This window comes from Pilimelia terevasa (assembly GCF_014647915.1).
GTDB lineage: Bacteria > Actinomycetota > Actinomycetes > Mycobacteriales > Micromonosporaceae > Pilimelia > Pilimelia terevasa.
This window is the reverse complement of the sequence record NZ_BMQC01000003.1, coordinates 198,605-220,867: the sequence shown is the minus strand read 5'-3', so window position 1 is coordinate 220,867 and position 22,263 is coordinate 198,605. Positions and strand designations below refer to the sequence as shown.

Sequence of the window (22,263 nt, the reverse complement as noted above, 5' to 3'; positions counted from 1 at the left end):
CGGTCGGCGCCCGGTCAGCCGTGCCGGCCGGCCGGCGGCGGGGCGGGCGCGTCGGCCGCGACGCCGCCCGGGGCCAGGCCGCCGCAGACCACGGCGGCCAGGGCCACGCCCAGCGCGTACGTCTCGCGCCGGGTCAGGTCCGGGTGGCCGGGGTGGTCGCGCCGGCCGGTGAACAGCGACGTGTACGCCCGCAGCACCGTCACCCCGGCCAGGCTCACCGCCCCCGCCAGCGGAAGCGTCCACCACGGCGAGACCGCGGTGCCGGCGTGCACCGCCAGCTCCGCGCCGACGAAGCCGGCCAGCGCCGGGAAGCCGGCCCCGGCCAGTCCGCACACGAGGAACGCCCAGGCCAGGCGCGGGGTCCGGGCCAGATTGCCCAGCGGCGTACCCAGGTGCAGCGGGCCGCGGCGGGCCTCCAGCGCCGCCGTCGTCATCAGCAGGCCGGCGCCGCCCAGCATGGTCGCCCCCCAGCCCAGGGCCACCCCGGCGGCTCCGGCGGTACCCCAGGCGGCGACCTCCAGGGCCGCCTGCGCGGCGAGCAGGTACGCCAGGCAGCGCCAGACGGAGCGCTGGACGACCGCCAGCAGCCCCGCGCCGAGCGCGCCGCAGGCGCCGACGGCGGCGGCCGCCCCGGCCGGCACGGGGGCGCGCGCCAGCAGCGACAGCCCGACCGGGACCGTGGTCAGGAACGCGACCAGCAGCCCGGGCGGGGTGCGGCCGACGCACACCGGCAGCCACGCGTGGGCCGGCGGCGCGCCCACCCGGACCAGGACGCCCGCGGCGAGCAGGACGGCGCCCGCCCGGGGCGCCCCGACCGCGGTGACCAGGGCGCCCAGCGCGACGGCGGCGACGCTCAACCCGTGGTACAGGCCGAACAGGCGCCGTCGGCCCGCCGCCCCCGGCGGCGTGTCGAGCCACGACCACAGCAGCCCCGCGCCGGCCGCCCACAGGGCGACGGCGAGGCCCGGCTGGTCGGTGGCGGTACCGGCCGCCGCCGTCGCCGCCAGCAGCAGGATCCGGCGCTGGACCGGCGGCGGGTGGGTGGCGACCGGGGCGAGGGCGGTGGCGAGCAGGGTGCCGACGGCGGCCGTCAGCGCCCACGCCGGGCCGGGGCCGCCGGGCGCGGCGAGTACCGTCACCGGGCCGGCGCGGCCCAGCGGGTCGAGCAGGGCCAGTGGCCAGCCGACGGCGGCGACGACCGTCGCCGCCGTGGCCGCGGCGACCGCGACGGCGCGGGCCGCCGCCGGGGCGGCGGTGCGGCCGGCGTGGCGCGCGCCGACCAGCAGCAGCGCGGCGCCGAGGCAGGGCGTCAGGGCGAGGATCATCGCGTACCTCCCGAACCGGCGTGGACCCGGGGCGCCGCCGGGGCGGGGGGACCGGCGAGGCGGGCGGCCCAGCGGTCCTCGCAGGCGTCCCACGCGCGCACGGCGCGCGCCACCGGGGCCAGGACGCGGGCCGCGAGCAGCCCGTCCAGGTGTCCGCGTTCGAGCGCGTGCCGGTACAGCCAGCGCTGCGCGCCCGGCGGGACGAGCCGGGCCAGGTGGTCCCCGGTGGCCGGCAGCGGGCGGCCCAGGGCGCGCTCGCGGTGCTGGTGGTCGTGCAGCAGGCTCGGCGCCCGCAGGATCTGGCCGCTGCGCAGCAGCGCGTGCGCGACCAGGTGCAGGACCGCGAGCCGGTGCAGGCCGAGGCCGACCTCGGCGACGACGAGGCCGAGCTGCGCCATCGAGGCGTACGCGAGGCTGGACTTGACGTCGGTCTGCGCGCGGCCGACGAGGGTGGCGTGGGCCGCGGTGAGCAGTCCGACGAGGACCGTCGCGGCGGCCAGCCACGCGTGGCCGGGCCAGCCGGCGCAGGTGCGCAGCAGCAGGTACGGGCCGAGGCTCACCGAGAGCGCGCCGTAGCAGATCGCGCTGGAGGGCGTAGGCCCCTCCATCGCCCGGGGGAGCCAGCCGCCCAGGGGGAACAGGGCGCTCTTGCCCAGCGCGGCCCACAGCAGCGCGGCGCCGACCACCGCGGCCGCCGCCCCCGGCGGCGCCGGGAGGGTGGCGACGCGGCCGGCCCCGCCGGTGAACGCCGTACCGGTGCCGGCGTGGTGCAGCCAGGCCAGCGCGCAGAGCAGGCCCACGTCGCACAGCCGGTAGGTGGCGAAGGCGCGCAGGCCGTTCGCGGGCGGCGCCGGCCGTTCGTGGAAGAAGCCGATGAGCAGCGCGGAGGCCAGGCCGGCCAGCTCCCACCCGGCGATCGCGGTCTCCAGCGTGCCGGCCAGGAACACCGTCTGCACGCCGCCGCCGAACAGCGCCAGCAGCAGGTAGAAGCGCCGGTGGCCCGGTTCGGCGTGCAGGTACCGCCGGGAGAACGCCGACACCAGCGCCAGCAGCGCCGGGGCGAGGACGGCGAACGGCGCGGCCAGCGCGTCGTCGACCAGCCCGCCGCGCAGCGTGAGCCCGTCCAGGCGCAGCCAGGTCGCGGCCGTGCCGGCCGGGCCGCGCAGCGCGGCCGGCAGCAGGAGCGTCGCCGCGAGGGCCGAGCCGGCGAACGCCGCCGTCACCACGCCCGCGCTGACCCGCTCGGACCACCGGGCCCCGCACCACGCCGGTACGGCCAGCGCGCCGCACGCGGCCAGCGGCAGGAGGGCGGCGGCCAGCAGCAGGAGCGCGGTCACCGGAGCACCTCCGCGGGTGCGTCGGGGCAGCCGGCGAGGACGTGGGCGCAGCCCAGGTGGTCGCGCCGCCCGGTGTACACCTCGACGGAGCGGCCGGCCAGCGGCAGCGGGGCCGCCGGTGGCCGGTGCGGCGCGAACCGGCCGCCGTCGTACCAGGACAGCGCGTCGCCGTCCGGCTGCCAGGCGGCGAGCTGGATCCACCGGTGCCGGACGAGCCGGTCCAGGGCCGGGTTGGCGGCGATCACCGCGGCGAGCGCGGCCGGGGCCGCCTCCACGACGAGCAGCAGCCGGACGGGCTCGTGGATCTCGACCATCTGCCACGGCAGGCCGGTGCGCAAGTCGGAGGCGTGGCCGTCCATCACCCCCAGCAGTCCGGTGATGTTGTGCGGCAGCTTGGTGCCGCAGCCGTAGCCGACCGGGTCGACGTGGCTGAAGTAGTACTCCAGGTTGATGCCGGCGCAGACCGGGCCGACGGCGGCGAGCAGGCCGGCCAGGATCTCGGCGCCGGGGTCGGCGGTGGGGTCGTAGGAGACGAGGAACGCGCGCCGGTCCAGGTACAGGCCGCGGGTGCGCCAGCGCCGGCCGACGACGCAGACCGCGTTGGTGGCGTGCCCGTACTCGGGCCGGGGCTGGCCGAGGTCGACGGTGTGCGTCTCCACGTGCGCGAGCGCCCGGTCGACGGGCAGGTCCGGCGGCGCCGTGGCGAACCGGCGGCAGCGCTCGTGCGCCGCGAGCCGGCAGGCCTGCGCGAGCGCGGCCTGCGCCGCGCGCAGGGCGGGCCTGGTGCGCGCCGGCACCAGGTCCTCGTCGTAGTAGGTGACCGAGTCGTCGCAGGTGTTGTGGTACGCGCCGACGAACCAGACGTGCGCCGGCAGCGCGGTGCCGCGCGCGGCGAGCGCCGCCCGGACCTCGGGGTCGTTGGCCATGGCGGCCAGGGCGCGGGCGTTGGGGCCGCCGCGGCCGCCGCCGGTGGCGCCGCAGTCGTGCGCGGCCTCGTGCGGGTTGTTCAGGCTCGCCGAGCCGTGTCCGACGAGCAGGACCACCGGGGCCGGTCCGGCGCCGAGGCCCGTGGTGCGCAGCGCGGCGGCGACGATGTCGGTCATCTCGGCGACGGTGAAGCCGCGGCGCAGCCCGGCGTCCTCGGCCGGCCGGTGGTGCAGGTCCAGCCGGGTCGGCGGCCCGCCGGGGTGGTCCAGGCGGCGCAGCCAGCGGTCGAAGCGGCGCGGGAACAGGGTGCGCCCGACCCACGGTACGGCGTGGGCCAGGCCGAGGCCGAGGCTCAGCGCCGCGCCGCGGGCCAGGGTCCGGGTCCCGACGTCGTACCCGCGCCGCGCCGCGCCCCCGCGGTGGCGCTTCGCCCGCGGGGCGCGCGCCTCCTCGACCACCAGGTGGCGGGGCGTGAGGACGACCGGGCACAGCGGCCGCGGGCGGACGTCGTCGACGCCCTGGTAGGACATCGGCACGCCGAAGAAGCCCGCGTACCCGAACGTCTCCACCGACGGGCAGTGCTCCTCCAGGTGCCGGCGCAGCGACTCCTCCCGCTCGTCGATGCAGAACACCACCTGGAAGGCAGGCGGCCGCGACAGCGGGGCGGCGTACCGGCCGTGGGCGTGCAGCCCGTCGAGGACACCCACCCGGTGCCGGCGCTCGTAGGCCAGGTGCAGCAGGCGGCGCCGGAGCACCTCGTCGGCGGCGGCGACGGTCCTCAGCCACGCGGCCGCGGGCGCGGGCGCGCAGAGGGCGTCCACGTCGACGGGCAGGAGCTGGGCCAGCCGGTACGCCTCGTAGGCCAGTTCCCGGCGCGCGGCGCGGGCGGGCGGCGGCCCGGCGTCCAGCAGGTCCAGGTCGGCGACGGTCGCCGCCGGGCCGAGGTGCGCGCGGACGGCGGCGCGGGTGGCCAGCAGGTCCAGCGTGAGCTGGACGGCGAGGTGGTCGGCCAGCCGGGCGGGCGGCGCGGCCACGGGCGCCCGGTGCGGCGCGTGCTCCAGGTGGTGGACCATGCCGGCCCAGCCGCGCAGGGACAGCAGCGTCGCCTCGATCGCCGCCCCCCAGGCCGGCTCGGGTACCCGCAGCGCGGTCAGCGCCCATGCGACGGTGCGCGCCGCCGACCAGCCCGCCTGCGCGGCCAGGACCGCCGGCAGGTCGCGCAGCCACGGCTCGGGCGGGCCGCCGCGCCGGCCGTACAGGCTGCGGAACGCCGCCAGGATGCCCTCCTCCCGGCCGGGCATCGCCCAGTAGGCGACGCCCTGGTCGAGGTACGCCGCCGCGAACCGGATGAGCAGCGGGTGCGTGTCGGTGTCGGTGTCGTGGCCGGTCCGGGCCAGTAGCAGGTCGCGGGGCCGGGCGGCGGGCGGCGGGGCCGCGGGACCGGCCGGGGCGGCCCTGCGCAGCGCCGTCCACAGGTCGGCCAGCAGGTGGCGGACGGCGTCCGCCCCGGCCTGCGGGCGGCGCCGCGCGGCGGCGGCGCGCAGGTACCGCGCGCGCTCCGGCGGCAGGTCCGCGGGCAGGGCGGCCAGGGCCGGGGTCTCGGCGAGCAGCCAGTCCAGCGCCGCGCCGCGCGGGATGTCCAGGTGCGTCCCCAGCCGGGCCCGCAGGTACGCCCGCCAGGTGGGGCCGCCGGGCGGCGCCGGTGGCCCGGCGGGGGCGTCGGCGACGACGGCGTCGAGGTCAGCGGGGGTGATCCGGCCCTCGGCGAGCAGCGCGGCGTAGGCGGACTCGGCGAGGTACGGCTCGGTGCCGAACAGCCGGGCCGCGTGCTCGACGGCCTCCTCGAACGGCCGGTCCTCGAAGGCGTGCAGGGTGTTGTGGTGGACGAACGCCGACAGCGGCGCCTGGGCGGGCAGCAGCCGCGCCGCCCGCGCGATCAGCGCCGGCACCCCCTCCCCGGGGCCGGCGGCGGTACCCGGCTGGGCCGGCGCGGCGGTCACCGCCGGCTCCGGCGGTGGGTCGCCTCGGGGTGGTCGGAGACCGGGCGCAGGGTGTCCAACCCCTGCACCGTGAGCGTCGTGTGCGGCCACTCCTGGGCCATGGTCGACAGTCGGGACAGGAACGTGTGGTCCACCACCGCCGCGTCCCGGACGTCGATCACCAGCTCGTCGATCTTCGGTCCGGTCGCGTCGCCCTGGGCGCTGCGGACCGCCGCGCGGACCGGCAGCAGGCTGGCGAACGTCGCCGCCGCCGGCAGCGCCACCCGCAGCCGGTTCTCCTCGCGGACGGCCTGCGGGCGGGGCCGCAGCAGCGCCCGGACCGGTACGCCGCGCACGAGGTGCAGGACCAGCTTCAGCGCCAGGCCGGCGGCCACGCCGATCAGCAGGTCCGTGGCGAGGGTGACCACCAGCGTGGTCAGGAACAGGGCGAGCTGGTCCGGTCCGACCTTGCTGACGTGCCGGAACTCCCGGGGCGAGGCCAGCCGGCTGCCCGTGTAGATGAGCATCGCCGCCAGGGCGGCCAGGGGGATGGTCTGGAGCAGGCCGGGCGCCAGCGCGACGAACGCCAGCAGCAGCGCGCCGTGGAAGAAGTTCGCCCACCGGGACGTCGCCCCGGCGTCGATGTTGGCCCGGCTCCGGACGATCTCCGAGATCATCGGCAGGCCGCCGATCAGCGAGGACACCAGGTTGCCGCCGCCGAGGGCGACCAGGTCGCGGTCGTAGTTGGAGGTCCGCTTGTGCGGGTCCATCGCGTCGACCGCCAGCACCGTCAGGGTCGACTCGATGCTGCCGATGAGGGCGAACATGATCACGTACTTGATCGAGGTGAGGCTGGTGACCACCGAGAAGTCCGGGAACGCGACGGCGTCCACGATGCTGCCGGGCAGCCGCACCAGGTACTCGGGGCCGAGGTGGTGGACCCCGCCGAGCATCCGGTAGTCGTGCGGCGCGGACAGGTGCAGCCACAGCCCGACCGGTACCGCGACCGCCAGGACGACCAGCGGCGCCGGGACCCTGCGCACCCAGCGGGCGCGGACCAGCGGCAGCCCGAACAGGATCGCCAGCGACAGCAGCCCCAGCAGCAGGATCTGCGGGTTGGCGCGGGCGACGCTGGACGGGATCTCGGCGAGCAGCTCCAGCGGCTCGGTACCGTGCGGCTTCACGCCGAGCAGCACGTGGGCCTGCTTGGCGATGATGATGACGCCGATCGCGGCGAGCATCCCGTGGACGACCGACGGGGACATGGCCACGCCGACGCTGGCGGTCCGCAGCAGCCCGAGCAGGATCTGGAGTACGGCGGCGACGACGCCCACGGCCAGGGCCCGGCGGTACCCGACGGCGAGGTCGCCGCCGCCGAGTTCGGTGACCGCCCCGACCGCGATGACGATGAGGCCGGCGGCGGGTCCCTTGATGGTGAGGCGGGCGCTGCCCAGCAGGGTGACCAGGACGCCGCCGACGATGGCGGTCAGCACCCCGGCGACCGGCGGGAACCCGCTGGCCATGGCGATGCCCAGGCACAGCGGCAGGGCGATGAGGAAGACGAGGAAGCCCGCCCGCAGGTCGGCGGCCAGGGAGGTCGGCGCGGGCGTGGGCGTGGCGGGGGACGGGGGCGCGGACGGGCGCGGAAGCGGCACGGCAGGTCCTTCGGCGGTGGGGGATCCGCCCCGCGCGGTGGTTGCGGCGCGCGGGTGCGGTGCGGATGGCGGGGTGCGGGCTAGCGCCCGCCTCGCTCCCGCGGCGGGGCGCGCGCGCCCCGGATCTCCCGGTCCGTGTGGTCCCCCCGGGCGTACGCCGACGGCGCGGGGGTGGAGGCGGGCGCGCGCCGGCCGGACTGGTCGGCGGGGCACCAGCAGTCGTCGACGGCGTCGGCGAGGTGGGTGCACCGGTCGCCGGCCTGCGTCGTCGGGGCGGCCGCGGTGTCGCAGGTGCGGGCGGGTGCGCGGGCCGCGGTGTGGCCGCCCTGTCCGGCGGCGGCGGCGACCGCGGCGGCGGTGTGGCCGGCGGCGGTGTGGTGGTGGGCCGCGCAGGGCGGGAGGCCGCCGAAGACCAGCGTGGCGAGCAGGCACGCGAGCGTGGCGATGTGCGGCACGCGTCCCTCCCCCGTCACGGTGGGTGCGCGGGGCAGCGACGGTCCGTGCACGCCCCGTTGACCGCACTTCGATGTGTGTCGATACGCTAGCGACGGGTGCGGGCCGTGTCCATAGTAGATAGCCGTGGCGGAGTGTTCACCCTCCGCACAGGCGGACCGCTAGAGCATGGACATGTGGACGTGGTCGGTGTGGTCGCTGTCGCCGCTGTAGCCGGCCCAGCCGGTGGCCGGGAACCAGATCTGGCGGTACCAGATCACGTAGAGGATCCCCAGGCGGTCGGCGTTGCGGACGAGGAACGCGGTCAGGTTGTTGCCGTACATCTTCTCGTCCTGGTTGGCGGCCGGCCGGAAGCCGCGGCGCAGCAGCGACCAGTCGCAGGCGCGGCCCTTCGGGTGCTCGAACGGACCGCCGGGGCGGTAGCAGCCGACGAAGCGGTTGAACCCCGCCCGCTTGGTCTCCCGGTACGCGTGCAGTGTCCGGGCCGTCACGCAGCCGCCGGTCGTCGGGTCGTCCAGGTCGCAGGACTGGGGCGGGAAGGTACCGTCCGCGGCCCGCGGGGCCGCCTTGGCGACGGGCGAGCGCGCGCTGACCAGGCCGCCGGTCAGGCCGCGGCCGCCGACCAGCGCCAGGGCCTTCTCCGCCTCGCGCTTCTGCTTGTCCATGATCGTGAGCTGCCGCTGCTCCTCCTGGGCCTCGGCGGCCAGCGCCTGGTGGGCGCGGTTCAGCTCGGTGATGGCCTGGTTCAGCTCGTGCAGCTTGGTGTCGTTGATCGTGTTCAGCTCGCCGAGGCGGGTGGCCCGGCTGACGAACGTGCCGGCGTCCGCGTTCTCCAGCAGCGTCGCGGCCATCCCCAGCCGGCCGATCCGGTACGAGCCGGCGGCCATCTTCGAGACCTGCGGCAGGAGCGCGTCGTGGCGCTTCTGGGCCGCCGCCACCTGCGCCGCCAGCGCCTCCTGCCGGCGCTTCGAGGACTCGGCGTTGGCCTTGGCGACCGACCAGCCCCGGCCGACCTGGTCCAGGACGTCGCGCAGCAGGGGGGAGTTCTCCTCGCCGCTGGGCTTGGGCGCCGTCGCCGTCGGGGTCGCCTTCGGCGTGGGCGAGGGCGGGGGAGCGGCCGCGGCCGGCGCCCCGGCGACGACGGTCAGGAGCGCGGCGAGGCCGGCGGACAGGCGGGTGCGGACCAACGAAGTACCTTCCCGGGACAAGGCGAGGCAGTGGTGCGTCGGGCTGCGGCGGTGGGGCGGGGGACGATCGCCGATCGGTGACCGTACCGCAACCCGGCTACCGACCGGTCGGGTGCATTCTGTCAGGCGTGTCGCCCCCGGGCGAACCGCCACCGCGACCGGTGGGCGCGGCACCCCCCCGGCGCGCCACTGTCGGTGGACAACCGGCCGCCCGGGACTCCCGATCGGCGCCGGAACGCGCTAGGTTCCGCCCCGACGGTTGTGACGCATCGGAAGGGATCACTATGACAACCCTGCGGCTGGGCGACAAGGCCCCGGACTTCAGCGCATCGAGCACCGAGGGCACGATCGACTTCCACGACTGGAAGGGCGACGCCTGGGCCGTGCTGTTCTCACACCCGAGGGACTTCACGCCCGTGTGTACGACGGAACTGGGCCGGGTGGCCGGGCTCAAGCCCGAATTCGACCGGCGCGGGGTCAAGGTGGCCGGCGTCTCGGTGGACTCGCTGGAGGAGCACCGCGCCTGGGCGGGGGACATCGAGGACGTCACCGGGCACGCCCTGAACTTCCCGCTGATCGCCGACCCGGACCGGAAGGTCGCGCACCTGTACGACATGATCCACCCGAACGCCGACGACACGCTGACGGTGCGCTCGGTGTTCGTGATCGGGCCGGACAACACGATCAAGCTGACGCTGACCTACCCGGCCTCGACCGGCCGCAACTTCGACGAGGTCCTCCGCGTGATCGACTCGCTCCAGCTCACGGCCGGGTACGCCGTGGCCACCCCGGCGGACTGGCGCGACGGCGAGGACTGCATCGTCGTGCCGGCGCTGTCCGACGAGGAGGCGCGGGCGCGCTTCCCGAAGGGTTTCGAGGCCCGCAAGCCCTACCTGCGGGTGACGCCCCAGCCGAACCGCTGACCGTCCGCGGCGGACCGTCGCCGGCCCGCCGCGCGGCCCGCCAGCGCGCCGGGCCGGCCCGCCCGGTCAGCGGGCGGTGTCGGCCAGGCCGGCGTCGCGGGCCAGGAGGGCGGCCTGCACCCGGTCGGCCACGCCCAGCTTGGCGAACACCGCCGAGAGCTGGTTGCGGACCGTCTTCTCGCTCAGGCCCAGCGCGTGCGCGATGCGGGCGTTGGACGCCCCGGCGGCCAGCCGCCGGAGGATGTCGCGCTCCCGGGACGTCAGCCGGTCGAACGGCGCGGGCGGCCCGGCCGGCCCGGTCAGCAGCGCCGGCCCCAGCCCCGGACCCAGGACGCTGCCGCCGGCCGCGACCGTCCGCAGGGCCTCGACCACCAGGTCCGGGTCGGCGTCCTTGACGACGTACCCGTGCACGCCCGTCCGCAGGGCCCGCGCGGCCACCCCGGCGTCGCGGGTCATCGTCAGGATCAGCACCCGCACCCCGGGGACCAGCTTCAGCAGCCGGCCCGCGGCCTCGATCCCGTCGCCGTCGGGCAGCGCCAGGTCCATCGCCACCACGTGCGGCCGGCAGCCGGTGGCCTCGCGCAGCGCGTCGGCGACCGTGGACGCCTCCGCGACCTGCGCCACCCACGGCTCCAGGTGCAGCAGCGCACCCAGCCCCCGGCGGAACACCGGGTGGTCGTCAACCACCAGGACGCGCAGGTCGCTCAGCACAGCTCCGCCCCTCCCACGCCGACCGCCGCCCGGGCGACCGGCAGCGTCGGCGCCGGGCCGGCCGCGGTCGCCCCGCCCGGCAGCCGGACGGTGATCGTGGTGCCCCCGGGGCCGGTGGCCACCGTGCAGTCCCCGCCCAGCTCCACCGCCCGCTCCCGCATCGACCCGAGCCCGACCCCCGACCCCTGCGCCGCGCGGGCGCCCGCGGCGCCCTCGACCGCCACGCCGGCCGGGATGCCGACGCCGTCGTCGGCCACCGTCAGCTCCAGCATCCGCCCCCGCCGGACCGCGACGCGGCAGGTCCGCGCGCGGGCGTGTCTGGCCACGTTGTGCAGTGCCTCGGCGACGATCCGGTAGGCGGCCACCTCGATCGCGGCCGGCAGCTCGCCCTCGGCGCCCGAGACGTCCAGCGACACCCCGAGGGCAGGCGAGTCGAAGCGCGCGACCTGGTCGCGCAGCGCCGCCGCCAGGCCCCGGTCCAGGGCCGGCGGGCGCAGCCCGTCCACCAGTTGCCGGACCTCGGCGCTGGCCAGCCGCAGGTCGTCGGCGAGCGCCGCCAGCAGTCCGGCCACCCGGTCCGGGTCGGCGGTCAGCCGGCTCGCCGCCCGCACCTGCATGGCCATGCCGGTCAGGGTCGGGCCGAGGCCGTCGTGCAGCTCGCGCCGCAGGCGCCGCCGCTCCTCCTCGCGGGCGGCGATCAGGCGCTCGCGGGAGCGCTGCAGGTCGCGGGTGAGCCGGGTGGACTCCGCGGCCACCGCCGCCTGCGTCGCCACGTCGGCGAGCAGGCGCCGCTCCCGCCGCCCGAACCGGGCGCCCGGGCTGCGGGTGGCCACCAGCAGCCGGCCGACGTACTCGCCGTGGGCCACCATCGGGAACGCCTCGACGTGCGGGCAGCAGGTGCCGTACTCGACCGGGGCGGCGGTCCCGGTCAGCTCGACGGCGACGTAGCCGACCTGCAGCGACCGGCCGATCGCGTCGGTGAGCATCGGCAGCAGGGCGGTCGGCTCGACGGTCCGGCCCAGGACGTCGCCGAGGCAGGCGATCACGCGGTACGGGTCGTCGCGGTCGCCGTAGACGAGCCGGTCGACGCCGTGCTGGACCCGCCGCCGCACCGGTCCGAAGCAGATCGCCACCGCCACGGTCGCCAGCAGGTTGGACTGGCCGGCGGCGGCCGGCGACCACGCGCGCAGGAGCAGTTCGCGCAGGACGTACACCAGCGCCAGGAAGCCGGTCACCACCAGGAAGCTCATGATCAGCCAGACCAGGGTCCGGTTGATCGCCTGGTCGAGCGCGTACAGCCGGTACCGCAGCACCGCCACGGTCATCGCCAGCGGCAGCGCGACCGCCGCGCAGACGCCGGCCCACCGCACGGTGGCGATGTTCAGCGCGATCCCGGCGAGCAGGACCAGCCCGCCGGCCAGCAGGCAGGCGAGCTGCCGGCGGCGCTCGTCGCGCGCGCCCCGCCAGCGCAGGCCGATGCTCGCGACGGCCACCAGCAGCAGCGCCAGGCAGGCGGCGGTGGCGTACCGGGCGACGGCCAGCGCGGCCCGCGCCCGGTCGGTGAGCACCGGCTCGTCGCCGGTCAGCAGGTCGAACGGGTGGTCCAGCGCGGCCACCGCGAGCGCGGCCGCCGACACCGCGGCCGCGCCGGCCAGCAGCGGCGGCAGCGCCCGCCAGCGCGGCGAGGGCAGCCGGCCGGCGGGGAACACGAGCAGGGTCAGGCCGATCGCCGCGTACGGCGGGAACCACAGCCACTGGCTCAGCCAGGCCGCGGGCGCCCACGCGTTGCCGCACAGGGCGACGACCTCGGCGCCGGCCAGCGCGCCGGTGGCGACCATGCCGCGGCCGACGCGGTGGCCGGGGTGCCGCCGCACGACGACGAGGCCGAACGGCAGGAACGCCAGTGCCAGCGCCGTCCACTGCCAGATGTCCTCGGGCACCCCGCGCCCGCCGCCGCCAGCCAACCCGGCCGCGACGAGACCGGCGGCCAGGACGCCGCCGGCCGCCGCCCGCACCCCGAGGGCCATGGCCGTCAGTGCCGGAACAGGCGGCAGAAGAAGTTGCAGCGGTGGCCGGCGGCCAGCGCCAGGACGGGACCGCCCCCGGGCACCGCCGTCGGCGCGGTCGGCGGTTCGGGTTCGGCGAACAGGCCGATCAGGTCGGGCACCTCGGCCCGCTGGATCCCGGCGCCGAGCACCCCGCTGATCCGGCGCCGCAGGGCGGCCGGGTGCCCCGCGTACCGCCGGTCCGGGACCAGCAGGTCCCCGCCGGCACCCACCCGGGCCCGCGTCGCCCGGGCGTCGTAGAAGTCCACCCGCCCGCGCAGCTCGGGCCGGGCGGTCATCGCCACGCGCAGGTCGTCCTCGCTGCTGAACGTGCGCGCCCAGCGGTCGTTGCCGCTGATCGCGATCACTGGCCACTCCAGGCTCATGGCTACCTCCTGATGTCCCCGGCGGCGGGCCGCCGGCCGGGAGATGTCCCCTGCCCTCAGCTTGCCGCCGCGCGGCGGCCCGGCGCAGCCGCTCGGGCGGACCTCCCGCCCGGCCGGGACAGGTGTCCCTGTCGGCCGGGGCGCCCGCGGCGGGAACGTGGGTGCATCGACAGCACGAGAGGCAGGGGGGTGAGCCGGATGAACGCCACCGAGATGTTCACCGCGGCGCGGGTCGAGGCGCTGTTCGCCAGCAGCCTGGGGACGGGCGTGCCGGCCAGCCGGCGGCAGGCCGACGACGCGATCCGCGCCGCGGTCCGGGTGCACGGCGGGCTGCGCGGCTGCCTGGCCGAGATGGCCACGTCGTACGGCGAGCACCCCGAGACGGCCGCGCGCCGCTCGGCGTGGGCCCGCAGCCTGGTCGAGCGCCTGTACGCGGACCGGCCCCTCCCCGTGCACTGCACCCGCGGCGCAGGCCGCCCGTAGACGCGGCGCAGCCCTGTGCTGTGCTGGTGAAATGTCCGGTTCCATCAGGGGGGATGGGGATGTCCATGAAGCACATCAGTTCACGGCGGGCCGGGGTACGCCTGGTCGCCGTCGTCGCCGCCGCCGCCGTGTCGGCGTTCGGCGGTGTGGCCGCTGCCGAGGCCGCGCCGCGCAAGTCGACCCGGACGGCGACGATGGCGGACGTGGCGGGGGCGCCGCCGGCCGGGTTCGCGTCGTGGGCGGCCCTGGCCGCCGCGCAGACGGACCTGTACCGCCAGGCGACCAGGCTGCAGCGGGCCACCGGCGGCCAGGCCGGCTTCACCGGCATCGAGCTGGCCGTCAGCGAGCGCCGGATCAACCTGTTCTGGCACGGCGGCATGTCCCGGTCCACGGCGGCGAAGGTGGCCGCGCTGGCGCCGCGCGCCGAGGTGCGGTCGGCCCGGTACTCGGCCCGGCAGCTCCGGGCCGCGGCCACGAAGCTGACCCGGGCGGGCACCGTGGACGGTGCCCGCGTCGTCCGGCTGGCCGCGGCGACCGACGGCTCCGCCCTGGAGGTCGGCGTCAGCGGCGCCGTCACCGGGGCCCGGGCCGCCAGCGCGACCCGCACCGCCGGGGTGGCCCTGCGGGTCGGCACCGGCAGGGCCGCCGACCCCGCGTACCACCGCCTCGACGACTCGCCGCCGTTCTGGGGCGGTTCGCGGGTGCACAACGCCACCCGCGGCGGCCGCTGCACCGCCGGCTTCGGCATCCGCAGCCGCTCCAGCGGGGCCACGGGCCTGCTGTTCGCCGCGCACTGCGGGGAGAACGGCGACCGGTTCACCACGCCCACCGGGCGGCACATCGGCTACGCCACCGCGAAGGTGGCCAGCGCCGACACGATGGTGATCCCGGTCAGCGCGGGCGGCCGGATCTACGTCGGCGGCACGACGTCGTCCGCGTCGTTCCCGGTCACCGGCGCCGGCTACAGCTTCGCGGGGCAGTGGATCTGCACGTCGGGTTCGTTCTCGGGCACCCGCTGCGCCATCCAGGTGGTGCGGACCAACGAGTGGGTCAACATCACCGGGATCGGCTGGGTGTACCCGCTGGTCCGGGCGGAGCAGTACTACCGCCAGAACGCGGTCGGGCAGGGCGACAGCGGCGGCCCGGCGTTCGCCGACGAGGGCAACCGGGCGCGCGCGCTCGGTACCAACACGGCGATCGACGGCGGCACCCAGGTCGCCTGCACCGGCGAGGGGAACCGGATCTGCGCCTGGCGGATGTGGTACGCCGACGTGCCCAACGCGCTCGTCCGGCACAACTCCACCATCATCACCGGCTAGTACCGGCACCGGTGTGCCGCGGGCGGCGGATCCCTGACCGGGATCCGCCGCCCGCGCGCGTCCGGCCCGCACCGGCCGGCGGCGCGTGCGTCGGGGGCGGCGCGGGGCTACCCGGGCCGCGGGGCGGCTAGGCCGGGCGCAGTGCCGTGATCCGGCGGGGACCCACGCTGTACAGCGCACCGGCGTCGGCGGTCAGCGCGCCCAGCGGGCCGGGCAGGGCAGGGGCCGCCGGGCCGCCGTCGGCGGCGCGCAGGGACACCAGCTCGTCGGGTCCGCTGCCGTCGAGGCGGGTGGCGTGCAGGTGGGCGGCGGTCGCCAGCAGGCCCGTGACCCGCCCGCCGCCGTCCCACCGCCAGCACACCGCGCCGCGGGCCAGGTCCACCGCCAGGACCCCGGCCTCGGTGGCCAGGTACCCCGTGCTCCCCCGGCGGGCGGTGCCGACGACCACCACCTCGCCCAGCGGCAGCTCCCAGCCGGCGGCGCCCGTGCCGGCGTCGAGGCGGACCAGGGTCCGGGTGAAGTCCGGGTCGTGCCGCAGCGCCACCAGGTACCCGCCCAGGTCCCAGCCCGGGACCGGGGCGAACGCGCCGGGGTGCCGCCAGCGCGCGGCGCCGGTGGCCAGGTCCCGCAGGGAAAGCTGCGGCACGTCGTCGGTGGACTGGTACAGCAGCCGGGCCGGGCCGTCGGGGTCCACCGCGGCGACCGGGTAGTGGTCCGGCACCAGCCGCGAATCGCCGCCGTCGGCCAGACGGCACGTCCACGCCTCGTGGTAGTTCGCCTTGAGGGTCATGAGGTGGACCGCGACCCGGTCGCCGCGGACGCCCAGCGCGCCGGTGTGCCTGTCGGCCGGCAGCCGCCACCGCTGCGCGCCGTCGGCCCCCGCCAGCGATCGCAGGGCGACGTTGCGCGCCCCGGCGGGGCCGACCGGGCGCCGCTGGTGCAGGGCGAGCACGCCGTCGGCGGTCGCGGCGAGGTCGGTGGAGTGCAGGTCGTCGACCGGGTGCCGCCACAGGTCCGCCCCGGTGTCGGCGCGCAGGGCGCGGACCGCGGTGCCCTGGGCCAGGTACAGCCGGCCGCCGCCGACCACCGGCGCCGACCGGACCGGGTCCGGGCCGCGCGCCACGGACCAGAGCTGCCGGTCCGACCACGCGCGGTCGCGGTCCGCGACCGGCCGGCCTCCGCCCCGGCCGGCACGGGCGCTGCCGCCGGGCACCGCCCACGCCGCGCGGGGGCCGGCCGCGCCGAGCGCCCAGGCCGCGGCCGCGCCCGCCAGGACGGCCCGGCGGCCGAACGGTCCGGGGCCGGGCGGACCGGCGGTGCGGGGGCCGGGCGGTTCACGGTCGGTCATCTGCGGCTCCCGCCTGCCGGTGGCGCGCCGCGGCGGCGCACCATGGTGGACACCCGCGATGGTGTCGTGACCCGGCGGTGGTCACAACCCCCCACTTTCCGTCCCCGCGGTCCCGCCCCGGCCGCCCGCGCCCGCGCCGGGCGACCGGTACCGCCGCCGACCTGCGGAAACCGGCGTCAATGCGGCGCAAAGGCCCTCGATCACCCTGGCGGCGGCGCCCGCCGCGGGCCGGTTACCGTGGGGGAATGGGTGGGGTGCGACGGCCGCGGGTGGGGCACATTCAGTTTCTCAACTGCCTGCCGCTGTACTGGGGGCTGATGCGCTCGGGCGCGCTGCTCGACGTGGAGCTGTCCAAGGACAGCCCGGACCGGCTCAACGCCGCGCTCGTCGCCGGTGACCTCGACATCGGCCCGATCTCGCTGGTCGAGTACCTGCGCCACGCCGACGACCTGCTGCTGCTGCCCGACCTCGCGGTGGGCAGCGACGGGCCGGTGCAGTCGGTGAACCTGGTCACCACCAGGCCGCTGGCCGCGCTGGACGGCGGGCGGGTCGCGCTGGGCTCCACGTCGCGCACCGGTGTCCTGCTGGCCCGGATGGTCCTCGGCCAGCGGTACGGCGTGACCCCGCGCTACTTCCGCTGCCCGCCGGCCCTGACCCAGATGATGCTGGAGGCCGACGCGGGCGTCCTGATCGGCGACGTGGCGCTGCGCGCCCGGCTGCACCCCCCGGCGGGCCTGGAGGTCGTCGACCTCGGCGCCCAGTGGCGCGACTGGACCGGCCTGCCCATGGTCTTCGCGGTGTGGGCGGTGCGGCGGGAGTTCGCGCAGGCGCACCCGGGGATGGTCAAGGAGGTGCACGAGGCGTTCCTGCGCTCGCGCGACCTGTGCCTGGCCGAACTGGACACCGTCGCCGCCGCCGCGGCGCGCTGGGAGGAGCTGTCGCCCGCGACGCTGGCGGCGTACTTCCGGGTGATCGACTTCGCGCTCGGCCCGCGGCAGGTCGCCGGCCTGTGCGAGTTCGCCCGCCGCGCCGCCGCGCTGGGCGAGGCGCCGCCGCTGCCGCCCGAGGGCCCGTCCTTCTTCGCCGGCTGAGCCGACCCGGCGCGCCCCGGACCGACCCGGCGCGACCCGGACCGGCGCGGTCCCGGCCGGTACCCGGTCCCGGCCGGCGGGGCGGTCAGGCGCGCAGGGCGGCGCCGACCTTCTTGCAGAGGCCGGCGCCGTAGTCGTGACCCAGCTCGGCCGGGTAGCGGGTGACGACGCCGACGCTCCAGCGGTCGCCGATGGCCAGGCAGTTGACCTCGTACAGGCCGGTGTCCTCCCGGACCACCCAGCCGTTCTTGATCGCGATGCCGGCGCGGGTGCGCCCGGTGAACGCGTCCCGGACGCCGAAGTCGCCCACGCCGCGGACCGCGCGCATCTCGTCGAGCAGCCACCCGGTCCACGTCGGGCCGGCCGCGCGCCCCCCGGCGATGCAGCCGCCCAGCCGGGCGATGTCCCGGGCGGAGAGCTGCACCACGCTCCAGTCGCCGCTGGGCTCCCCGTCGGTCAGGCCGCACAGGCGCATCATCCGCCGGCCGGACTCCAGGTTGCCGACGGCCTCGTACAGCGCGATCGCGGCCTCGTTGTCGCTGTCGCGGATCATCCGGCTGAGCTGTTCCATCCGGGCCGCGGTCGGCGTCTCGCCCGCGGCGGCGCGGCGCCGCAGGTAGTCGGCGGCGATCCACGCCTTCATCAGGGAGGCGGTGCGGTTCGTCGTGGACAGGCCCGTCGAGCCGAACACCCGCCCGCTGCGGCGGTCGAGCATGGCCCACTCGGCGACCCCGGCGGACCGCAGCGCCAGCCGCACCGGCCGGACCGCCAGCGGCGCCGCGGCGCGGCTGGGTTTCGGCGCCGGGGTGCCGGCGGGGGCGCTGACGCCGGTGCCGGCGCCGGCACCGACCCACGCCGGCCTGCCGGCCACGGCCGACGGCCGCAGGTAGCTGACGGCTACGCCGCCGGCCACGGCCAGCGCGAGCAGGACGGCGCCGATGCGCAGCACCCGGGGCTTCCGGGTGGCCGCCGACGCCTGGGGGAGGCGCGTCATGGGGGCTGTTCTCCGAGGGGGACGTGCGTCGCGGCGGGGTATGCCGCGCGAGGGGTGGTGCGGGGGTGTGCGAAGTCTAGAGCCGCCGTCGATGAGTTGGCCGGGGGCCCGGCAGGGTTCGGGCGGTCGGCCGGCGAGGTCCGACCGAGTGGCCCCCCGGGGTACCCGACTGTGACACCGCTTGGCGCCCGTGGCCCGTAGCTGTAACACTGGGGGGGTGTACGGGAATGATTTCGGGCCGCCCGACGAGGGCGTTGATCAGGTCAAAGACCCTGATCGGGACACCGCGCACGCCGACGCCGCCGCCGCGGCGCTGGGCGAGGGCCTGCTGGGCGAGGTGGCGGCCGCCGAGGCGGCGCTGGCCGAGGCCGCCGGCCGTACCGTCGGGCGGGCCGCCGCCGACGCCGACGAGGCCGCGCTCCAGGCGTACTTCGACGCCGTCATCGCCGCCGACCAGAAGATCGAACCCCGTGACTGGATGCCGGAGAAGTACCGGCGGACCCTGATCCGGCAGATCGCCCAGCACGCGCACTCCGAGATCATCGGGATGCAGCCGGAGGGCAACTGGATCTCCCGGGCGCCCTCGCTCCAGCGCAAGGCGATCCTGCTGGCCAAGGTCCAGGACGAGGCCGGCCACGGGCTGTACCTGTACGCCGCCGCCGAGACGCTGGGCATCACCCGCGAGGAGCTGGTGGAGATGCTGGTCAGCGGCCGGCAGAAGTACAGCTCGATCTTCAACTACCCGACCCTGACCTGGGCCGACGTCGGCGCGGTCGGCTGGCTGGTGGACGGCGCCGCCATCGTCAACCAGGTGCCGCTGTGCCGCTGCTCGTACGGCCCGTACGCCCGGGCGATGATCCGGGTGTGCAAGGAGGAGTCGTTCCACCAGCGGCAGGGGTACGAGGTCCTGCACGTCCTCGGCCACGGCACGCCGGGGCAGCGGGCGATGGCCCAGGACGCGGTGGACCGCTGGTGGTACCCGTCGCTGGCGATGTTCGGGCCGCCGGACGCCGACTCCACCCACTCGGCCCAGTCCATGGCCTGGAAGATCAAGCGGTTCAGCAACGACGAACTGCGCCAGCGCTTCGTCGACATGTGCGTCGACCAGGCGCGGTCGCTGAACCTGACCCTGCCCGACCCCGACCTGCGGTGGAACGCGCAGCGCCGGGCGTACGACTACACCCAGCCCGACTACGACGAGCTGATGCGGGTCATCTCGGGCGACGGACCGTGCAACCGGCAGCGGATGGCGTTCCGGCGGCAGGCGCACGCCGACGGCGCGTGGGTCCGGGAGGCGGCCGCGGCCTACGCGGCGAAGCGGGCCAGCGACAGAGAGGCGGTACCGGCGTGACCGGCCAGACCCCCACCCCGGCCGAGCCGCTGTGGGAGGTGTTCGTGCGGCCCCGCCGCGGGCTGTCGCACGGGCACGTCGGCAGCCTGCACGCCCCCGACGCGGAGCTGGCCCTGCGGCACGCCCGCGACCTGTACACCCGCCGGCAGGAGGGGGTCTCCATCTGGGTCGTGCCCGCCGCGGCGCTCACCGCCTCCAGCCCGGACGAGAAGGACGCCTTCTTCGACCCGGCGGCCGACAAGGTGTACCGGCACCCCACCTTCTACGACGTGCCCGAGGGGGTGGCCCACCTGTGAGCCGCCCCGGCCTGTTCGACTACCTGCTCGCCCTCGGCGACGACGCCCTGGTCACCGCCCAGCGGCTGGGCGAGTGGTACGCGTCCTCGCCGGCCATGGAGGAGGACATCGCGCTGGCCAACATCGCGTTGGACCAGCTCGGCGCCGCCCGGCTGCTGCTGTCCTACGCCGCCGAGGTGCCCGACACGGCCCTGCCAGCGCGGACCGGCGGCCCCCTGCCGGTCGCCGCGCGGCCGCTGGACGAGGACGCGCTGGCGTACCGGCGCGACGACCGCCAGTTCCGCAACGCGCTGCTGACCGAGCTGCCGCACGGCGACTTCGCCCACGTCGTCACCCGGCTGCTGTTGCTGGCCGCGTACCAGGTGCCGCTGTACGACCGGCTCGCCGCCGCCGACGACCCGCGACTGGCGGCCATCGCGGCCAAGACCCGCAAGGAGGTGGCGTACCACCTCGACCACGCCGCCACCTGGGTGCGCCGGCTCGGCGACGGCACGGCCGAGTCGCACGGCCGCGCGCAGGCGGCGGTGGACGCGCTGTGGCCGTACACGCACGAGCTGTTCGCGCCGCTGGCCGGCGGCCCGATCGACCCGGCGACGCTGCGGGCGGACTGGGAGCGCACGGTCACCGCCGTCCTCGCCGAGGCGACCCTCGCCCGCCCCGCCGACGGCTGGGCGCCGGGCGGCGGGCGCGACGGCCTGCACACCGAGCACCTGAGCTACCTGCTCGCCGAGATGCAGTCCCTGCACCGCGCGCACCCGGGCGCCCGCTGGTGACCGCGGCGACGGCGGCGGCGACGCAGCGGGCGTGGGCGGCGGCGGGCGCCGTCGCCGACCCCGAGCTGCGCGTGGTCACCATCGCCGACCTCGGCATCCTGCGCCACGTCGCCGTGGACGCCGACGGCGTCACGGTGACGATCACCCCGACGTACACCGGCTGCCCGGCGATGGACGCGATCCGCGCCGACATCCGGCGGGCGCTCGCCGCCGCCGGCTACCCGCGGGCGCGGGTCGAGACGGTGCTCGACCCCGCCTGGTCCACCGACGACATGACGGCCGCGGCGCGGGACAAGCTCGCCGCCGCGGGCGTCGCGCCGCCGGCCGCCCGGGGCGCCGGCCCGGTGCCGCTGACGCTGGCCGCCCGCTGCCCGCGCTGCGGCTCGCCGGACACCGAGGTGCTGAGCCGCTTCGGCTCGACCGCCTGCAAGGCGCTGCACCGGTGCCGGGCGTGCGCCGAGCCGTTCGACCACTTCAAGCCCCTGTGAGCACCCGCGAAGCCCCTGTGACCACCCGCGACCGAGGAGGCTGGCGTTGTCCAGCGTGACCGTCCGCAAGCCGACCCGCCGCCGGCCGGTCTTCCACGCGCTGCCGGTGACGGCGATCGACCAGCTCACCGACGAGGCACTGGCGATCACCATGGCCGTACCGGCGGAGCTGCGCGGGGACTTCGCGTTCACCGCGGGGCAGCACCTGACGGTCCGCCGGGTGGACGAGTCCGGCGAGGAGGTGCGGCGGTCGTACTCGATCTGCTCGACGCCGCGCGCGCTCGCCGCCGGGGGGACGGTGCGGATCGGCGTGAAGGCGATCCCCGGGGGCTCGTTCTCGGCCTGGGCCGCCGCCCACCTGCGGGTCGGCCAGACGATCGACGTGCTGCCGCCGCTGGGCCACTTCACCACCGAGTTCGACCCGGGCCGGGCCCGCCGGTACGCCGGGATCGTCGCCGGGTCCGGGATCACGCCGGTCCTGTCGCTGGCCGCCACCGCCCTGGAGACCGAGCCGGACAGCACGGTGACGCTGCTGTACGGCAACCGGTACGCGCGCAGCGTGATGTTCGCCGAGGAGCTGGCCGACCTCAAGGACCGGTACCCGGCCCGCCTGCACGTGCTGCACGTGCTCTCCCGGGAGGCGCAGGAGGCCGCCCTGCTCTCGGGCCGGCTGGACCGCGACCGGCTGGCCCGGCTGTTCGCCACGCTGGTGCCGCCCGCCGGGATCGACGAGTGGTTCCTGTGCGGGCCGTTCGAGATGGTCGAGACGGCGCACGCGCTGCTGCGGGAGCGAGGCGTGCCGGCCGAGCGGGTGCACAGCGAACTGTTCTTCGTCGCCTCCGCGTCCGCCGCCCCGGCCCCGGTCGTGGACGCGGCGGCCGGCGACACCGAGGTGACCCTGCTGCTGGACGGGCGCGCGTCGACGTTCCCGATGGCGCGCGGCGAGCGGGTGCTGGACGCGGCGCTGCGGGTGCGCGCCGAGCTGCCGTACGCCTGCAAGGGCGGCGTGTGCTCCACCTGCCGCGCCAAGGTCACCGTCGGGAAGGTGGAGATGGCGCACAACTACGCGCTGGAGCCCGACGAGCTGGCCCGCGGGTACGTCCTGACCTGCCAGTCGACGCCGCTGACCGACGCGCTGACGGTCGACTTCGACGCCTGAGGCGCGCCCTGACCGGTATCCACCGACACCTCG

At 77.2% G+C, this 22,263-nt stretch carries 20 protein-coding genes; 9 read left to right on the top strand and 11 right to left on the bottom strand.

The genetic code is table 11. From position 1 onward, the window contains the following. Positions 1–14 precede the first annotated feature (14 nt). From IEY75_RS06170 to IEY75_RS06145, 6 genes are all read right to left on the bottom strand, one after another. Entirely contained in the window at positions 15–1,325 is a 1,311-nt protein-coding gene (locus IEY75_RS06170; RefSeq protein ID WP_189113219.1) for a proton-conducting transporter transmembrane domain-containing protein, read from the bottom strand. Next, positions 1,322–2,662 (bottom strand): proton-conducting transporter transmembrane domain-containing protein, encoded by a 1,341-nt coding sequence (locus tag IEY75_RS06165; RefSeq protein WP_229789387.1) that lies wholly within the window; start codon positions 2,660–2,662, stop codon positions 1,322–1,324. Before IEY75_RS06165 ends, IEY75_RS06170 begins: the two co-directional genes overlap by 4 nt. Further along, positions 2,659–5,589 carry a DUF2309 domain-containing protein gene (locus IEY75_RS06160; RefSeq protein WP_189113218.1) on the bottom strand — a complete coding sequence of 977 codons (2,931 nt, stop codon included), beginning with the start codon at positions 5,587–5,589 and terminating at the stop codon, positions 2,659–2,661. Before IEY75_RS06160 ends, IEY75_RS06165 begins: the two co-directional genes overlap by 4 nt. Further along, complete coding sequence (locus IEY75_RS06155; RefSeq protein WP_189113217.1) at positions 5,586–7,223, bottom strand: SulP family inorganic anion transporter; 1,638 nt, start codon at positions 7,221–7,223, stop codon at positions 5,586–5,588. The genes IEY75_RS06160 and IEY75_RS06155 overlap by 4 nt, the downstream gene beginning before the upstream one ends. Positions 7,224–7,303: 80 nt before the next feature. Continuing rightward, positions 7,304–7,678 carry a hypothetical protein gene (locus IEY75_RS06150; RefSeq protein WP_189113216.1) on the bottom strand — a complete coding sequence of 125 codons (375 nt, stop codon included), beginning with the start codon at positions 7,676–7,678 and terminating at the stop codon, positions 7,304–7,306. Positions 7,679–7,837: 159 nt separating this feature from the next. Then, the gene (locus IEY75_RS06145; RefSeq protein ID WP_229789386.1) at positions 7,838–8,863 is read right to left on the bottom strand and encodes a coiled-coil domain-containing protein; all 1,026 of its coding nucleotides are present in this window, start codon (positions 8,861–8,863) and stop codon (positions 7,838–7,840) included. 284 nt (positions 8,864–9,147) lie between these two features. On the opposite strand from IEY75_RS06145, the gene IEY75_RS06140 reads away from it, so the two are divergent. After that, positions 9,148–9,786, top strand: a complete 639-nt coding sequence (locus IEY75_RS06140) for a peroxiredoxin (protein ID WP_189113215.1) — start codon at positions 9,148–9,150, stop codon at positions 9,784–9,786. Positions 9,787–9,852: 66 nt separating this feature from the next. On the opposite strand, the gene IEY75_RS06135 is transcribed toward IEY75_RS06140, so the two are convergent. Genes IEY75_RS06135 through IEY75_RS06125 form a run of 3 tightly spaced genes read right to left on the bottom strand, consistent with a single transcriptional unit; the run spans position 9,853 to position 12,928 of the window. Further along, a complete protein-coding gene (locus tag IEY75_RS06135; protein WP_229789385.1) occupies positions 9,853–10,497 on the bottom strand; it encodes a response regulator in 645 nt (214 codons plus the stop codon). After that, the gene (locus tag IEY75_RS06130) at positions 10,491–12,524 is read right to left on the bottom strand and encodes a sensor histidine kinase (RefSeq protein ID WP_189113214.1); all 2,034 of its coding nucleotides are present in this window, start codon (positions 12,522–12,524) and stop codon (positions 10,491–10,493) included. Before IEY75_RS06130 ends, IEY75_RS06135 begins: the two co-directional genes overlap by 7 nt. A 5-nt stretch (positions 12,525–12,529) precedes the next feature. Then, entirely contained in the window at positions 12,530–12,928 is a 399-nt protein-coding gene (locus IEY75_RS06125) for a hypothetical protein (RefSeq protein WP_189113213.1), read from the bottom strand. A gap of 198 nt (positions 12,929–13,126) precedes the next feature. Between IEY75_RS06125 and IEY75_RS06120 the strand changes: the two genes are divergently transcribed. Both IEY75_RS06120 and IEY75_RS06115 read left to right on the top strand, forming a co-directional pair. Next, positions 13,127–13,411, top strand: a complete 285-nt coding sequence (locus tag IEY75_RS06120) for a hypothetical protein (RefSeq protein ID WP_189113212.1) — start codon at positions 13,127–13,129, stop codon at positions 13,409–13,411. A gap of 65 nt (positions 13,412–13,476) precedes the next feature. Further along, the gene (locus IEY75_RS06115; protein ID WP_189113211.1) at positions 13,477–14,730 is read left to right on the top strand and encodes a chymotrypsin family serine protease; all 1,254 of its coding nucleotides are present in this window, start codon (positions 13,477–13,479) and stop codon (positions 14,728–14,730) included. Between the two features lie 127 nt (positions 14,731–14,857). Here IEY75_RS06115 and IEY75_RS06110 read toward each other — a convergent pair whose 3' ends face one another. Then, complete coding sequence (locus IEY75_RS06110; RefSeq protein WP_189113210.1) at positions 14,858–16,078, bottom strand: outer membrane protein assembly factor BamB family protein; 1,221 nt, start codon at positions 16,076–16,078, stop codon at positions 14,858–14,860. A gap of 245 nt (positions 16,079–16,323) precedes the next feature. Between IEY75_RS06110 and IEY75_RS06105 the strand changes: the two genes are divergently transcribed. Then, a complete protein-coding gene (locus IEY75_RS06105) occupies positions 16,324–17,169 on the top strand; it encodes a menaquinone biosynthetic enzyme MqnA/MqnD family protein (RefSeq protein WP_229789384.1) in 846 nt (281 codons plus the stop codon). Positions 17,170–17,254: 85 nt separating this feature from the next. On the opposite strand, the gene IEY75_RS06100 is transcribed toward IEY75_RS06105, so the two are convergent. Further along, on the bottom strand, positions 17,255–18,163 hold the full coding sequence (locus IEY75_RS06100) for a serine hydrolase (protein WP_189113208.1): 909 nt from the start codon (positions 18,161–18,163) through the stop codon (positions 17,255–17,257). A gap of 217 nt (positions 18,164–18,380) precedes the next feature. Between IEY75_RS06100 and paaA the strand changes: the two genes are divergently transcribed. From paaA to paaE, 5 genes are read left to right on the top strand one after another with little or no spacing between them, the layout of a single operon-like run. Then, positions 18,381–19,514 (top strand): 1,2-phenylacetyl-CoA epoxidase subunit PaaA, encoded by a 1,134-nt coding sequence (paaA, locus tag IEY75_RS06095; protein ID WP_373290216.1) that lies wholly within the window; start codon positions 18,381–18,383, stop codon positions 19,512–19,514. Further along, a complete protein-coding gene (gene paaB / locus IEY75_RS06090) occupies positions 19,511–19,810 on the top strand; it encodes a 1,2-phenylacetyl-CoA epoxidase subunit PaaB (RefSeq protein WP_189113207.1) in 300 nt (99 codons plus the stop codon). The genes paaA and paaB overlap by 4 nt, the downstream gene beginning before the upstream one ends. After that, positions 19,807–20,583: a 1,2-phenylacetyl-CoA epoxidase subunit PaaC gene (gene paaC / locus IEY75_RS06085; RefSeq protein ID WP_189113206.1), complete on the top strand. Its 777-nt coding sequence runs from the start codon at positions 19,807–19,809 to the stop codon at positions 20,581–20,583. Before paaB ends, paaC begins: the two co-directional genes overlap by 4 nt. Continuing rightward, entirely contained in the window at positions 20,577–21,071 is a 495-nt protein-coding gene (gene paaD, locus IEY75_RS06080) for a 1,2-phenylacetyl-CoA epoxidase subunit PaaD (RefSeq protein ID WP_444544004.1), read from the top strand. The genes paaC and paaD overlap by 7 nt, the downstream gene beginning before the upstream one ends. A 46-nt stretch (positions 21,072–21,117) precedes the next feature. Continuing rightward, the gene (gene paaE / locus IEY75_RS06075) at positions 21,118–22,230 is read left to right on the top strand and encodes a 1,2-phenylacetyl-CoA epoxidase subunit PaaE (protein ID WP_229789383.1); all 1,113 of its coding nucleotides are present in this window, start codon (positions 21,118–21,120) and stop codon (positions 22,228–22,230) included. Positions 22,231–22,263 lie beyond the last annotated feature (33 nt).